General features: G+C 41.3%; 14 protein-coding genes. 12 read left to right on the top strand and 2 right to left on the bottom strand.

The genetic code is table 11. From position 1 onward, the window contains the following. The first annotated feature begins 1 nt into the window (after nucleotide 1). A complete protein-coding gene (locus tag LQ188_RS06780; RefSeq protein ID WP_101221927.1) occupies nucleotides 2-724 on the top strand; it encodes a GntR family transcriptional regulator in 723 nt (240 codons plus the stop codon). Between the two features lie 60 nt (nucleotides 725-784). Beyond that, nucleotides 785-2,110: a gluconate:H+ symporter gene (locus LQ188_RS06775; protein ID WP_101221928.1), complete on the top strand. Its 1,326-nt coding sequence runs from the start codon at nucleotides 785-787 to the stop codon at nucleotides 2,108-2,110. Between the two features lie 213 nt (nucleotides 2,111-2,323). On the opposite strand, the gene yppF is transcribed toward LQ188_RS06775, so the two are convergent. Next, nucleotides 2,324-2,506 carry a YppF family protein gene (yppF, locus tag LQ188_RS26970; protein ID WP_101221929.1) on the bottom strand — a complete coding sequence of 61 codons (183 nt, stop codon included), beginning with the start codon at nucleotides 2,504-2,506 and terminating at the stop codon, nucleotides 2,324-2,326. A 259-nt stretch (nucleotides 2,507-2,765) separates the two neighbouring features. Beyond that, on the bottom strand, nucleotides 2,766-4,058 hold the full coding sequence (locus LQ188_RS06770; RefSeq protein ID WP_230176375.1) for an MFS transporter: 1,293 nt from the start codon (nucleotides 4,056-4,058) through the stop codon (nucleotides 2,766-2,768). Nucleotides 4,059-5,217: 1,159 nt separating this feature from the next. Between LQ188_RS06770 and LQ188_RS06765 the strand changes: the two genes are divergently transcribed. From LQ188_RS06765 to LQ188_RS06720, 10 genes are all read left to right on the top strand, one after another. Next, nucleotides 5,218-6,033, top strand: a complete 816-nt coding sequence (locus LQ188_RS06765; protein WP_101221931.1) for an IclR family transcriptional regulator — start codon at nucleotides 5,218-5,220, stop codon at nucleotides 6,031-6,033. 274 nt (nucleotides 6,034-6,307) lie between these two features. Beyond that, nucleotides 6,308-6,841 (top strand): cupin domain-containing protein, encoded by a 534-nt coding sequence (locus tag LQ188_RS06760; RefSeq protein WP_230176374.1) that lies wholly within the window; start codon nucleotides 6,308-6,310, stop codon nucleotides 6,839-6,841. Between the two features lie 122 nt (nucleotides 6,842-6,963). Further along, a complete protein-coding gene (locus LQ188_RS06755; protein ID WP_101221932.1) occupies nucleotides 6,964-7,902 on the top strand; it encodes a VOC family protein in 939 nt (312 codons plus the stop codon). A gap of 101 nt (nucleotides 7,903-8,003) precedes the next feature. Beyond that, on the top strand, nucleotides 8,004-8,795 hold the full coding sequence (locus LQ188_RS06750) for an SDR family oxidoreductase (RefSeq protein WP_101221933.1): 792 nt from the start codon (nucleotides 8,004-8,006) through the stop codon (nucleotides 8,793-8,795). Nucleotides 8,796-8,825: 30 nt separating this feature from the next. Further along, nucleotides 8,826-10,514 (top strand): thiamine pyrophosphate-binding protein, encoded by a 1,689-nt coding sequence (locus tag LQ188_RS06745; RefSeq protein WP_230176373.1) that lies wholly within the window; start codon nucleotides 8,826-8,828, stop codon nucleotides 10,512-10,514. Nucleotides 10,515-10,526: 12 nt separating this feature from the next. Continuing rightward, on the top strand, nucleotides 10,527-11,972 hold the full coding sequence (locus LQ188_RS06740; RefSeq protein WP_230176372.1) for an aldehyde dehydrogenase family protein: 1,446 nt from the start codon (nucleotides 10,527-10,529) through the stop codon (nucleotides 11,970-11,972). 16 nt (nucleotides 11,973-11,988) lie between these two features. Further along, nucleotides 11,989-12,774 carry an aspartate dehydrogenase gene (gene nadX / locus LQ188_RS06735; protein WP_101221936.1) on the top strand — a complete coding sequence of 262 codons (786 nt, stop codon included), beginning with the start codon at nucleotides 11,989-11,991 and terminating at the stop codon, nucleotides 12,772-12,774. A 38-nt stretch (nucleotides 12,775-12,812) separates the two neighbouring features. Then, nucleotides 12,813-14,114: an aromatic ring-hydroxylating dioxygenase subunit alpha gene (locus LQ188_RS06730; protein ID WP_230176371.1), complete on the top strand. Its 1,302-nt coding sequence runs from the start codon at nucleotides 12,813-12,815 to the stop codon at nucleotides 14,112-14,114. Between the two features lie 22 nt (nucleotides 14,115-14,136). Then, nucleotides 14,137-14,646: an aromatic-ring-hydroxylating dioxygenase subunit beta gene (locus LQ188_RS06725; protein ID WP_076371322.1), complete on the top strand. Its 510-nt coding sequence runs from the start codon at nucleotides 14,137-14,139 to the stop codon at nucleotides 14,644-14,646. Between the two features lie 42 nt (nucleotides 14,647-14,688). Further along, complete coding sequence (locus tag LQ188_RS06720; RefSeq protein WP_230176370.1) at nucleotides 14,689-15,477, top strand: SDR family NAD(P)-dependent oxidoreductase; 789 nt, start codon at nucleotides 14,689-14,691, stop codon at nucleotides 15,475-15,477. Nucleotides 15,478-15,517 lie beyond the last annotated feature (40 nt).

The raw sequence follows: 15,517 nt of genomic DNA, 5'->3' as shown, positions 1-15,517 counted from the left end.
AATGAATGTGAACAGAAAAAATGGACCGATGTATTTACAGATAAAAGAAATATTAAAGGATCGTATTTTACATGGGGTTTATGCCATCGACACAAACATTCCCTCTGAGCCTCTTTTGGAAGAAGAATTTAACGTAAGTAAGGTCACTGTCCGTAATGCAATCAAAGAACTCGTTCAAGAGGGGTATGTTGAAAAGAAAAGCGGCAAAGGCACTAGAGTCATAGCTAATGGTTCGATTGTCAAACTTTCCAAAGGAAAGCGTTTCACAGAGCTTTTGGTGGAGGAAGGGCACTCAATTTTAAAAAAGGTGTTAAATATAAGTCATGTTGACCTTTCTTCAGACTCTAAGCTGCATTCTTTATTTGGTGACCATTGCTTAAGTATTGAACGGATATATTTATTGGACAATGAGCCTTATATTTACTTTACACATTATGTTTCACTGGATTTAAACCAAGAAGAAATAGAAGAGGTCCAGATCAATTCTTTGTACCGCTTTTTGGAAGATCAAAACGTCAAACTTGAAATTTTCAGAGATGAGTTTGCCGTTGCTATCGCTCCGGATCACATTTGTGAAACACTGAAAATCGAAAACAATAGTCCAGTACTAAAGAGGATTCGGATTTCCAGTGATGGGGACGGAAATGTTATGGAATACAGTGAAGGATATTACAACACGGCTAAACAGAACTACATTGTGACATATAACGAGCCGGTACAATAATCCCATTTATTGTATTGGTTGGTTTGATTGTAAGCGATTTCTTGGGAATGGGGAGAACATATGGATCTATATTTATTAGGAATCACGCTGATAGCAATCGTAATAGTTATTTTGGGGGTATCATGGTGGAAATGGCATGCATTCATTAGCTTGACTGTAGCCAGTTTATTTTTAGCGGTTTTTTCCGGACTGCCAATGGACAAGATTGTTGGGGCTTATGAAACGGGTGTCGGAGCGGTCCTTGGTCACCTTATTGGAATATTGGCATTGGGTACCATCTTAGGAAAGATGATGTCCGACTCTGGAGCTGGTATGCAGGTTGCTGACTTTTTCATTAATAAATTTGGTGTGAAAAAACTGCCATGGGCCATGCTCTTATCTGGTTTCATCATTGGCATTCCGGTATTTTTCGAGGTTGGTTTAGTAATATTGCTTCCTTTGGTCATTTCCATTCGGAAATCTACCAAAGTGAACATCTTGTTAATTGGTATTCCAGTACTTGCTGGCTTATCGATCGTACATGGGCTGGTACCTCCACATCCTGGAGCCATGACAGCTATTGGAATTTATAATGCTAACATGGGACAAGTACTTCTGTACTCATTGATCATTGCATTCCCGACTGCTGTTATTGCGGGACCACTATTCGCAAAATGGATTCATAAAAGGGTTATTCCTGTCGGAGAACCGGAATTGATCCGGGTGGAAACAAAGACAAGTGGATTACCAGGCACTGGAGTTTCGTTCTTCATCATCCTATTGCCGGTATTGTTGATGGTTTTAACTTTAGTGGCGCCCTATCTGCCGATACCGGGTTCCATTGAAAAAATCCTATTGTTTATCGGAAGTCCAGTGATCGCCCTATTAATCTCCTGTTTTGCAGCTTACTATTTCTTGGGCTACAGACAGGGAATGGACAAATCGCTAATTAAAAAGTTGACGGAAGAATGCTTATTGCCATTAGCTTCCATAATCCTTATTATCGGTGCTGGCGGAGGCTTCAAGCAAATTTTAATTGATAGTGGCGTAGGGACTGCAATCGCTTCCATGTCAGAGGAAATTTCCTTGTCCCCAATCGTTCTTGCATTCCTTGTGGCCGGATTAATCCGGGTTGCCACAGGTTCTGCAACCGTCGCTTTGACCACGGCGGCAGGGATCGTTTCACCGGTCGTTGCCAATATGACGGGTGTTAATCTAGAATTGCTCGTTATTGCCACGGGAGCAGGCTCACTTATGTTTTCCCATGTTAATGACGCCGGTTTCTGGTTAGTAAAAGAATACATGGGATTAACCGTTAAAGAAACTTTCAAAACATGGACAGTGATGGAAACATTACTTTCCTTCGTGGCATTCGGTTTGGTTTTAATTTTCGATATATTCATATAATTAAAGAAAATTTTTGCAAAACCTGATTATGTAGCATTTACCTCCGTGAACTGTATTGTTGTGACAGTTCACGGAGGCTTTTATTTAGTTATGAACATACTGGGGAGGGAGAAAAGGACCGGCTGTACTCTTAAAGATAGGTCGTTGCAGAAAAAACAGTAATAAAATTCATTCAAAATCGTAGTTATTTTTACTATTGACAAGGGTGTAGTTTCATCCGGGTGACGTTTGTTTGGCTCCTCGAAGATATAAGTCCTGACAGAGACTTTTATATTGCAAGATTGACAGCTTGCCGTTTACATATTCATTCTGAATATAATCCAATAATTCATTGGCATGGTTAGGCTTTTGACGTTTTTCCTGAATATAATGGAGAATTAAAACTTCTATATTCACACACTCACCTTACTTGACAAGTATTTTTTTCCATTAACAATATAACATGGGTATTCAAAAAAATATCATTTTTTGAATATTTTAACTATCGACATATTTATACAAATAAAGGATTGATTCGGAATAAGCGGTGGAAAATTTTATCGGGAAATGCAAAAAGAACGATATTGTACCGACTTGATTTTAGGCACAAAAAAGCCCTTGATAATTCAAGGGTTTTTTTGTTGATTTAGGTCATAAAACTGATTTTGCAACGACTTCATGCTTGTATCTTTTGTACAGGTAAAGGTGATAAGCGCAGTTCTGCGGATTCTCTCTTAATGGAGAATAAATAAGCTGCCAAACCTAAGAAGGCTGTAAAAATCAGCATGGCGATCGATGAACTGAAGTCCCCGCCGGACAAGTCACGAAGCCATCCCATGATATAGCTCGAAAAGCCGCCCATGATATTCGTGAATCCAATTAGACCAGCGGCTCGTCCTGCTGTTTCAGGTGTTGAGTATTTTACCATGAGCATATTACTTAGATGGAACACACCGCCTTGACATCCCATTGCCAGTCCCATACATAGTCCGGCCAAAATAGGATTCGGGATGAAGACAGCTACCGTCAAAAAGACAGCCGTCAATGAAAATAGAATCGTGGCCATCAAACTTGGACGTCTGGTTTTGTCAGCCAGAAAACCGCACGCCAAGACAAATCCTAGAGCGAATAGCCAGGAAAGAGAAGTAATGCTCGACATTCCTTCCTTTTCGAATCCTTTTGCTTCAATGAGGTATGTAGGAAGCCAAATGCTGATTCCGAAAAATAAGAAGGAGCATACGAGCATGCCGAACCAAACGATCCAGAAACGATAATCTTGTGCGAAACTCTTCTTGTTCTCGGAGGGGGCGGTTTCTTTCATTTCATCATCCGTTTGGCGAATGAAAGCCAATTCCTCCTTACTTATACGGGGATGCTCTTCTGGTGTATTCCTCGTCATAAAGATGAACATCGGGATATTTATAAATAAGTTGAATGCTGCAAGCATAAAGAAAGCTGCTTGCCAGTGGAGTAAAGATATCACGAGCACCAAAAATACGGCTCCCATTGCCGGTCCTAAATAGTTTCCGGTAAGCCAAGATGCCTGGGCCCTACCCAATTCGCGTTTATTAAACCAGTTAGAAATGAGCTTTCCGGAAACCGGAATCATCATCCCTTCACCAAAACCAAGAATGATCCTGCTTATTAAAAACATTTCATATGAATTTGCCAGTCCTGACGTGATCATCGTGAGTGTCCAAACGAATAAACCGGCGATGGCTGTTTTTCGGGCCCCTAATTTATCAATGATGAAGCCCCAAAAAAGATTTGAAACTCCATAAGCAATGGTGAATACAAAAGATAGAAGACCGATCTTTGCATTTTTGTCATCGCCTGTCATACCGAGTGCATGCAAGAATTCCGGATCTGTTTGAATGATGGAAATGCCAACTTTATCAATTTGTCCAAAAAACCAAAAGAAAAAAATTGGAACGGCAATATACAACCATCTTTTTTGCCCATTTAACATAATACCATCTCCTTATCGCTTTTTAACATTCCTTAAAACGCTTACATTTGAGAATAAGTGTTTTTTCGGTTATCCCTTTAGAAAGGTACTAGTTTTGAATATTCATTTAAGAGCTATATCCCGCCTTTCTTTATAATTTTGATAGATAAAAAGGAATAGTGTGTTTTGTAAGGAAAACAAAGTTTTACTTTCTTAACGATAAATTAAAATAATTTGATTGTCAATTTAATATTTTGATAATTTTCTATTTTTAGAATATAAGCGCTTTCAGTTCGATATCGAACTTTGTTTCATCCTATGGAGTAGATGGAACTCTATCAAGCAAGGACTTAAAATGGAATTAATTCTACTTCTTTGTGTCCAAAAAACAAATTATTATCAAATTATCAAAAATTCTGACTTGTTGATGTTGAATTTAAAATCAGGAAAATCTATAATTCATTTATATTGTTTTGTATATGAAATACTTAATACGGAAAATTTCGTGATTTGACAGGGAATATCGAAGTATGAAATTTTTTTTATTTGTTTTTACCGCTGTGATTGGTTATATTTGGTTATATAACAACGAGCTTTTCTATCGAAACGTCAATTAAGCTAGGCCTTCCAAATAGTTTTATATATGTAAATATGCTTTAATTGACACATAAACACTATTCTATTTATACATGAAGAGTAAAGGATTGTAAGGTAGTAATGGTTGCCAATTTGCGATACTGATTCTTTAACAGGAATAGGGATAAGGAATAGCGCTTAAAGACCCCAGCTCGGTTAAAAGTTCCCGGCTTTTACTAGCCGTTTTCCGGAAGTGGTGAAAGCCTTGATTATATCTGATGTGACTCGTAGACCAGCTGTTGTTAGCAGGAAAGAAAGAAAACGGAAACTTCTGAATTGATTACAATCCATCGAAATATGATTGGAAGAACTTGCAAAGCAAAGGCCAGTGCATGCTACTGGCGCCAAAGTTCCTGTCTAGTTAAGGTAGCAAAAGAAAATAGGCAACGATTGAAGTATGCATCAAAACATCCACCAAATGAACGATCGGAAAAAAATGTACATATACACTTAAAGTTCTTCTTTCTAGGTACGAAGAAAGCTTTACTGAATGGGTTATAGTCAGGAGAAAATGAGATTTATTCACAACGGGGGGAATACTCGAATGGCAAGCGAAGAAAAAGAGAAAGAGAAATATAGTGCTAATTCATTGGTTAGGGGCTTGGAAATCATTAAGCTCTTTAATGAAGTACAGCCGAGCTTGTCTCTTTCAGAAATAGCAAAACAACTCGGAGTAAGCAGAACAGTACCATATCGTTTATTATTCACATTACAAAATATTGGTTACTTGTCTCAGGATGAACATACCAAACGTTATAGTTTAACTCCTAAAGTTCTTGAATTGGGATTCAGCTATTTGAATAGCTTGAAATTCCAGGAAATTGTCCAACCTTATATGGAGACCTTGCGTGATGAAATCGGAGCCTCCTGCCATCTTTCCATTTTGGATGGACAGGAAGTTGTTTATGTTGGAAGTGCCCCGATCAGAGGTGTATCCGCTGTCAATGTGAACATAGGTTTGCGGCTGCCGGCACATGCTTTGGCCAATGGAAAATTACTTTTGGCATATCAACCGAAAGAATTGCTCATGCAAATGTTCAAAATCTCAAACCTTACTCCTTATACAGACAAAACACTCACCGCGCCTGGTGAATTTCAAAAACAGCTGGAATCGATTCGGCAAAATGGTTATTCGATGACAAGCGGGGAATTCCACCCTGGCATCCGTTCCGTTGCCGCCCCGATCTTTGATAGGACTGGGAAAGTATTGGCTGCCTTGAATGTCGTAGCAACAGAATCTGCTTATCAAGAGGATTTCATCGATAAAATTGCCTTGCCGAAACTGTTGGAAGTTTCTCGTCAGTTATCCGTTTATATGGGATATAGCGGGGTTAAGCCTTATCAACACGAAGATGTCTGAACGATTTAAAATCGATTAATAAGTGAATAACCTCTTTCGAAAGTGTGGATCTCCCAATAGAGAAATCCACACTTTTTTTGTGTTAAGAAAAGCAAATCGTTACAAGTTTTTCCTATAGTGGTGAACGTTCGGATTATAAAAATAGTTTTAAATATTCTAAAAACTCATTGACAATGAAGCGGTTTCATTTTAGACTTAATTCATAGACAAAACAATGTTTTGCTTATGAAACATAATTCGGTTTAGAAACAACAAATAAGGGAGGAATTTTAAAATGACAAAAGAAACTTTCTCAGTGAAGGATTTTGAAAAAAAATATGTTGCCCGATTGAAAGACCGTACTCTTGATTGGAATGTCTTGAAGTTCCAAGAAGAAATTGATTCCGCTTATAGACGCGCACAGATGAGATATATCGGACGTGGTGCCACTGCCAATAACGATACGAATGTAATTGCAGGTGAACATTTCACTTTAAGTACGATGGTGCTTCCTCCGGGATGTATCGGTCCTTTGCATCTTCATGACGATGTTGAAGAAGTGTTTTTCATTCTTGAGGGTGAAGTCACGGCATTAATTCAAGAGGACAGCTACAGTGAAGTGCATGAAATTAAATTAAGTGCGAGAGACTGCATAAGCAGCCCACCAGGGGTTTATCGCGGAATTAGGAATGACGGGGATGTAGAGGCACGCATGCTCGTGATGCTAGGGGCAGTGAAGCCTAATTTACCGACTTATCCTGAAGGCAGTGAACTGGAAGAACTGCGTAAACAACGCTCTAAAGAAAGAGAAGCCATCATTAAAGATTGATCATTTAGCCGAAAGGGCACCTGCATTATGAAAATTAATGAGGCGCCCTTTTCGATTAGATTGTTAAATATGGCCAATGCGAATGATCAAAAGGGCAATCTAAATTATGGGAGGTATAAAAAATGCTTGGTATTACTCATTTACGACATATAAGCATGATAACTCCGAATTTCGACGATCAAGCAGAGTTTTATGAAAAGGTTTGGGGTCTGGATAAAGTGGATGTTCCGGAAGAGGAGAATACGGTTTATTTCCGGGGGGCTGGACCGGAACATCATATTCTTAGCCTTCACAAGGGAGAAAAACGAGGGTTGCACCATATAGCTTTTGGCATGGTCGATAAAAATGCGGTGGACCGTGCAGCAGGGATATTACAATCGAAGGGCGTTCGAATTATTGAACCGCCTGGATATTTGGATGAAGCAGGTGCAGGTTATGGCCTTCGGTTTATTGATCCGGAAAACCGCGTGATCGAGCTTTCGGCTTGGGTGGAAGTGCAAACGTCTATTTGGAGCAAGAAAAATGTTGATCCAGTGAAATTGAATCATGTTGTAATGAACACGAAGAACTTAGATATGATCGTTGAGTTTTATACGGACGTACTCGGTTTTAAAGTTACTGATTGGAGTGAGCACCAAATGTCATTCCTGCGGTGCAACAGGAAGCATCACTCCATTGCCTTCAATCAAGATGAGCATGCGTCAGTCAATCATATCGCATACGAAGTCGATTCCGTGGATGAACTGATGCGAGGAATAAGCAATGTCCGAAAAGCGGGCTTGTCAGAACTTTGGGGACCTGGGCGTCATGGGCCTGGAGACAATATTTTCTGTTATTTTCAAGACCCAGGCGGTTTTGTTATGGAGTATACATGTTATCTGGAAACGATCGAAGATGAATCTGAGTGGAGAGCACGTGTATGGAAACGGGTTCCGCATTTAATGGATCAGTGGGGGATTGCAGGGCCGCCGAAACCTGAAGCCCGCAAAGCAATGGGAGGAGATCCCGATCCAGGATGGGTTGATTCTCATATAGATGGTTCTGTCATGGCGGAAAAATGAGGAGGATTTTGATTTCCTCCCATGATTCTTGCGCGTAGTTAGCTTCTTGTAGATTAAAGGACAGCATTTGAGGAAAATGGCTTTGAAAAGGAGTGAAGAGAGTGGATTTAGGATTGCAAGGAAAAGTGGCTGTCATTATGGGCGGCACGTCGGGCGTGGGATTAAAAACAGCAGAAATGTTTTTAGCTGAAGGAGCGAAAGTGGCTATTTGCGGCAGAAGCGCTGAGCGTATGGAAAGTGCACAAAGTCAATTACTCTCATTTGGTGAAAAGGCAGATATTTTTGCATCAACATGTGATGTCACCTCAAAATCGGATGTGGATTCTTTCATTAATGGTACCGCTGAGAGGTTTGGCGGAATCGATATATTGGTGAATGCAGCCGGTCAAAGCGTGATGGGTCACTTTTTTGACATAACGGATGAGCAGTGGGAAGAACAGATTCAGTTAAAGTTCTTTGCCATCATATATGCAGTTCGTGCTTCGCATCCTCATTTAGTGAAAAGGGGAGGAGGGCGGATTATTAATATTAATGCGACGCTTGCTAAAGAACCTGAACGTCATATGGTAGCGACTGCAGCAGCAAGGGCTGGCCTCCTTAATTTAAGCAAAACCTTGTCCCAGGAATTGGCCTTTGACAATATATTGGTCAATTCAGTGAGTCTTGGATTGATCCGGACTGATCAATGGGAGCGAAGAAGATTGAAAAATGCGCCTGATATGGACCCTGAAGAGTATTACGGGGACCTTGCGAAAAAACGGAATATCCCCCTCGGCCGCGTAGGCGAAGCGGAAGAAGTGGCCAGTGTCATTGTTTTCCTTGCTTCAGACAAAGCAAGTTATGTAGCGGGTTCGACGATTGAGACGGCAGGAGCGATTGGAAAGGCACTATAAATATATTACTAAAAAAGGTAGGATAACGCGATGAAAATAAAAGAAGAAATAGAGTTTACGACCGCCGATTCCATCGTAAAGGAGCTTGTTCAAGCAGGAGTGGAAGCAGCTTTCGGGATTGTCAGCATTCACAATATGCCCATCTATGATGCAATTCTTAGAGAAGGGAGCATCAAACTCATATGTTCACGCGGTGAGAGCGGTGCCGTAAACATGGCTGATGGATATGCCCGCGCCACTGGGAAATTGGGTGTAGTGATTACCAGTACTGGAACAGGGGCAGGAAATGCTGCTGGTTCCTTGGTGGAAGCTTGGGCAGCTGGTGTTCCCCTTCTTCACCTTACAGGTGAGGTGGCTTCTTCTTATCTTGGTACAGGAAAAGGATACATACATGAGTGTAAAGACCAGCTTTCAATGATGAGCGGGGCTTGTAAAAATGCAGTGAGGCTTAGAAACCCTGATCAAACCGCAGCAGTAGTTAGGAAGGCAATCGAAGAAGCGTTAACTGCACCAACGGGCCCGGTTACATTGGAAATTCCCATCGACTATCAATCGGCGATCATAGAAGATCTTTCACTCGAAGGGCTACGAGCTTCAACATCTGAAACAAATCCATTGCCATTCATTCCTGAACAAGCTGTGCAAAAAATGGTGGGGGCACGCCGTCCTGTGATATGGGCCGGTGGTGGAGTCATCAGTGCCAATGCTTCGCAAGAGCTGCAAAAATTAGCGGAAATCCTTGGTGCAGCGGTTATAACCAGTCAGTCAGGAAAAGGTTCGATTCCAGAAAACCATGAACAATGCATAGGACATTTTGCGGCATATGAAACAACTAAAGAGTTTTTAAGAAATGCAGATTTATTGATTAGCGTAGGTGTTAGGTTTAGGGGGAATGAAACATCCAACTGGAAAGTGCCGGTGCCACAAGAACATATAGCGATCGATGCGGATTGGCAGGCCATTAACCGGAACTATAAAGCCACGTTAGGATTGGTTGGCGATGCAAAAGATATGCTTGCTGCCGTCATTGAAAAGCTTGAAGAACATTCAGTTCATGCGGAGCCATCTTATTTACAAGAAGTTCTTTCGCTTAGGAATGAAGTACGTGCCCAACTCAGGGAAACGCTTGGACCTTATGAGCAATTTGTGGATGGCATGAGGGATATATTACCAGACGATACTATTCTAGTCCGTGATGTAACCGTTCAGGCAAACGTTTGGGGCAGCCGTTTATTTGAAATCTATAAACCGAGAACATCCATTCATGCATCAGGGGGAGGAATTGGTCAAGGTCTTCCAACAGCAATCGGTGCCCAAATGGGTTGTCAAGATAAAACCGTCGTTCTTATGGCTGGAGATGGTGGGTTCATGGTTAACGTCGGGGAAATGGTTACGGCAGCCGAAGAAAACTTACCAGTTATTATCGTATTATTCGATGACTCAGGGTATGGGGTTCTTCGCAATATTCAAACAGCCGCATATGGCCGGCAGGTAGCCGTGGATTTATTGAGCCCTGATTTTGTGAAACTGGCTGAGTCCATGCATTTTGAAGCGGTGCGTATTGGTTCTGGAGATGAATTCATATCCGAACTGAAAAAGGCTAAGGAAAGACGTAAACCTTCAATGATCGTTGTTGATATGGAAGCTGTGGGGCCAATGGCCAAGCCATTTGGCGGACCGCCAGGAGCTGCAGAAGCATTCAAGCCAAAAAAACTATAAGGAGGATTGAGAATGATTTCGACATACCTATTTGTTTCAGGAAAATATCTAGTTAATGGAGAATGGAGAGAATTACCGGAAAAAGTCGATGTAGTGAATCCGGCAAATACATCGGAAGTAGTTGGCCAGGTGGCAAAATGCTCTGAAGAAATCGTGAATGACGCAATTGAAGCGGCGGAAAATGCTTTTGATACGTGGTCCCGCTCTGATATCGGGGAACGGGCAACCCGTATGAATACTGCGGCAGAAGAGCTTTCAAAAGTTATCGAGGAAAATGTTACAGTGTTTGTACGTGAAAATGGCAAAACACTTGTTGAAGCTAAAAAGGATTTATTGCGCTGTGTTGAAGTCATGAAGGGCTGTGCAGCAGAGTTACTTGATTGGTGGAAGCCTGAAGTCCTCCCAGGAAAACAAAAAGTCCAAATCCGAAGAAGGGCAAGAGGTGTCACGGCAATAATCACACCATGGAATTCTCCGATGATATTAACCTTTAAAAGGGTCATACCTGCGGTTTTGGCAGGCAATGCCGTTGTCGTAAAACCTGCAACGAATTGTCCCTTAACGATCATGACCTGTTTAAAAGTAGTTGCCGAACATTTTCCTCCAGGAGTCATCAATATAGTCTCAGGATCTGGAAAAGCAATCGGCGACACACTATGTACCGATTCACGCGTACGGACATTGGCGTTTGTCGGAAGTACGGAAACCGGGAAAGATATCATGCAGAAATCATCTGGAAATCTGCAAAAAGTATATATGGAACTTGGCGGCAATGATCCTGCCATCATTTTGGAAGATGCCAATATGGATGAAGCGGCTATCAAACGTTTGAGGATGGGGATTTTACGAGCTGCGGGTCAGGTCTGTTCTGCTGTAAAAAGAGTGTATGTCCAAGAATCACGTTATGATGAAGTTGTGGAGAAGCTGACCAAAGAGTTTAGCCGGATGGTAATCGGTGATGGCATTCAGCCTGATGTAACTATGGGTCCATTGAATAATAAAGCACAATATGACTTTGTGAATAGCTTGATCGAACGTACCGCTAAGTCAGGAGGAAATATAATCACAACCGGCATCCAGCTGAATCCGGAAACTTGGGATAAAGGTTATTATATGCTTCCTTCCATTATTACTGGCGTCAATCAGCAGAGCGAATTGGTTCGAGTGGAACAATTCGGGCCCATCATTCCAATTTTACCTTTCAAAGATATTGATGAAGCTGTAAAATTAGCGAATGATAGTGAGTTTGCGCTGCGTGCATCTGTTTGGACCGAGAATGAAGATAGCGCTGTCGAAATGGCAGATCGTCTTGAAGCTGGTGCTGTTTTCCATAATAATCATACCGTTTTCAGCGACTTGGCCCTGGATTTCCCTGGCTTAAAAGAAAGCGGTGTTTCTCGGGAAACAAGACATTGCGGGTTGGAATTCTTTGCGGACTCATACGGGTTTGCTGATTGAGGAAGGATGAAACTACATGAAGTTAGGTTTAATAGGGTGCGGTAATATCGGAAAATTTCTGCTTCAGGCCATTAATAACGACGGGCTTCTTCCAGGTGGGAGAATCGTTGCGATTTATGCCCGCCGTGAAGAAATTGCCTCACAATTAGCAGAAGAATTCAGGACACAGTCATATGGTGATGTCGACGAACTTCTTGAATCCGATGTAGATTTAGTCATAGAGGCTGCAACGATTGAAGCAGCTGAAGAGTATGCATTGAAAGTGCTTAAAAGCGGGAAGGATCTCTTGCTAAGCAGCATTGGCGTTATGGCGAATTCTGCCTTTGAAGAACAATCAAACCAGATTTGTAAATTGAATAACGTGAATATTCTCCTTCCGTCTGGTGCGATTGGAGGTCTCGATTTACTTAAATCGGCAAAAGCGGTGAATGGCCTTGAATCTGTTTGCATCACCACAAGAAAACCGCCAAACGCATTGCCCGCAGGGTCTTCAGTGACAGAAGAAACGTTATTATTTGAAGGATCTGCTGCAGAAGCGATAAAACAGTTTCCGAGAAACATTAATGTTGCGATTGTGCTGTCTATGGCTGGTCTTGGATCAGAAAAGACGAAAGTGAAAATCATTGCCGATCCAAATGTGTTAAAAAACAATCACCTGATAGAAGCGTCAGGTTCGTTCGGGAAACTGAAACTGGAAGTGGAAAATGATCCGATGCCTAATAATCCGAAAACGAGTTATCTAGCGGCATTAAGTGTTTTGGCGACTCTGCAAAATAAGGAAAAGAGCGTTCAAATCGGGTAATGCATTATGATGTAAAGCTTGGAAGGGAGAGAAAAAGTATGCTTAAAACTGAAAAATCCTTAGAAGAAATGTCGAAACAGCAAGTTGTTAACTATTTGAACGAAACGGTTAAACCAGAGGAAGGCGTTATACCTGCATACCTCCTTGGAGACCCAAAAGTTTATGATATAGAACATGAAAAAGTGTTTTTGAAAACATGGGTTTTTATCGGTCATGAATCTGAAGTACCGAACAAAGGAGACTTCATGACCCGTGAACTTGCTGGCTACTCGCTCATCATAACTCGTGATGCTGAAGGGGAAATCAGGGCGTTTTATAATATGTGCACCCATCGCGGAATGAAACTATGCCGTGCAGATAAAGGGAACAAGTCATTATTTACGTGCCCTTACCATGGGTTTAATTTTAAAAACACTGGTGAGCTCGTAGGAGTGCCATTACAAAAGGACATATATGGGGGGAACCTTGACCGCTCGGAAATGGGACTCCACAAAGTGAAGCTTGAATCCTATAAAGGTCTTTTATTTGGAACTTGGAATGAAGATGCAGAGCCACTTGAAGAGTTTCTTGGAGACATTAAATGGTATTTGGATATCCTTGTAGGACGTGCAGAAATGGAAGTGATCGGGGTTCCGCAAAGATTCGTTGTTAATTCCAACTGGAAAGTTGGTTCCGATAACTTTGTTGGTGATTCCTATCATACGATGGTCACACACGGATCCATTGCAAAACTGGGCATGGTGCCCAATGCTACCTATTCAAAGCGCGGTTTTCAAATCCATACGGATAACGGGCATGGACTAAACTTAGGGACACCTAATCCTGACTTCGCTTTCCCGGAAGAATTGAAAGATGAATTTAAAACTAATTTGTCTGAAGAACAATATGGAGTGTTATCAAACTTAAAGAATATGATTGGGAATGTCTTCCCTAACTTATCATTTTTAATATCCCATACAAAAATCAAAGACCAATTCATCTCCAACACTTCAATAAGGATGTGGCGGCCAATCGGTCACAATAAAATGGAAGTGATCGCTTGGATGCTCGTGGAAAAGAACGCCTCCCAAGATTGGAAAGATAGATCAAGAGATTCATTTATCTTGACTTTTAGTCCATCCGGTATTTTTGAACAGGATGATACGGAAGTTTTTACGGATATTACTGAAGCAGCCCAAGGCCCAATGCCTTTCCTAAAGAATCTAACCTACAATTATACAATGGGTCTTCATCGTGAACCAGTTGATTTTATAGGACCTGGTGTTGCATACGATGATAAATTCACTGAAGCGAGCCAAAGGAATTTTTACAAATACTGGCTTGAATTGATGACGAAATGATAAGTGGGAGGGGGGAACGGAAATGAATGTGGAGAAAATGTTGCTCAAATGTGAATTTGAACAGTGGCTGTATGATGAAGCTCAATTATTGGATGATATTGAATTTGATGATTGGTTCGATTTAATGCACTCGAGCTTACGCTATCAAATGCCTGTACGTGTTAATAAAGAAGGGGTGGAACGCCCGGATTATTCAACGGAAATGTTTACATTTAATGATGATATTGAGCTGCTGAAACTGCGAGTGGATCGTTTGAAAACGGATTATGCATGGGCGGAAATACCGCCATCAAGAACACGGCGTTTTGTCTCAAATGTACGCGTTAAAGACTATGTTGAAGGTGAAAAGGCAGTCGTCAAGAGCTATCTGCTTATCTATCGGAGCCGCAGCACGGATATTCAGCATGATTTGATTTCAGGGGAACGAAATGATGAATTCATTTTCGAAGAAGGTAAATGGAAACTTTCAAAACGGATATTCATTGTTGATCAATCAACGATAAATACCAGAAATCTTGCTATCTTCGTATAATATTGACTTGAATAAAAAGAGATAACAAGGAGGCTGGTTACAATGGCAATGGCGTTAAAGGATAAAGTAGTGTTGATTACTGGAGGCAATTCAGGTATAGGAGAGGCTGTCACTAGACGTTTTATACAAGAAGGGGCAAAAGTCAGCATTATCGGACGCTCGATAGAAACGCTAAATAAAATGAAAGAGGAATTTGGTGAAGAAATCCTCATTAACCAAGGTGATGTAAGTAAATATGAAGACAATGAGAGGGCTGTTCAGGCCACTGTCAAGCAATTTGGAAAGCTGGATGTTTTCGTTGCCAATGCAGGAGTCTTTGATGGATTTGCAAAATTTGCCGACGTAACGCCAGATGCACTTTCAGAAGCATTTGATTTTCTGATCGATATTAACGTTAAAGGATCTTTCTTTGGTGCTAAAGCCGCTCTTAAAGAACTGCAAAAATCGAATGGCAATATTATTTTCACCGTATCCGGTGCTAGTTTCTATCCGGATGGCGGCGGGGTTTGGTACACAGCAAGCAAGCATGCCCAAATAGGGCTGATGCGCCAACTTGCTTTTGAACTTGCTCCTGACATAAGGGTGAATGCTGTAGCGCCTGGTGGCACTCTGACAGCATTATCGGTCATTCCTCCCCTACGTCCATTCGTTAAAATCGTGGATAATGAAACGAAGGCCAATAGCATTAAAAAAAGAAACCCTCTTCAGCTTGCACAGATGCCCGAAGATCATGTAGCTGCTTATGTCCTGTTAGCATCTGACGCTGCTCGTGCCATCACCGGCGAAGTCATCTCCAGTGATGGAGGATTGTCAGTTCGCGGATTAGGTTGAGTTCATAACAAAATAAACTACCGGAAGAAGGTTTATAGGT

It is taken from the genome of Peribacillus sp. Bi134, from assembly GCF_918698065.1.
Taxonomy (GTDB): Bacteria; Bacillota; Bacilli; order Bacillales; family DSM-1321; genus Peribacillus.
The sequence above is the reverse complement of the archived record's forward strand: the minus strand, read 5'-3'. Positions and strand labels throughout refer to the sequence as shown.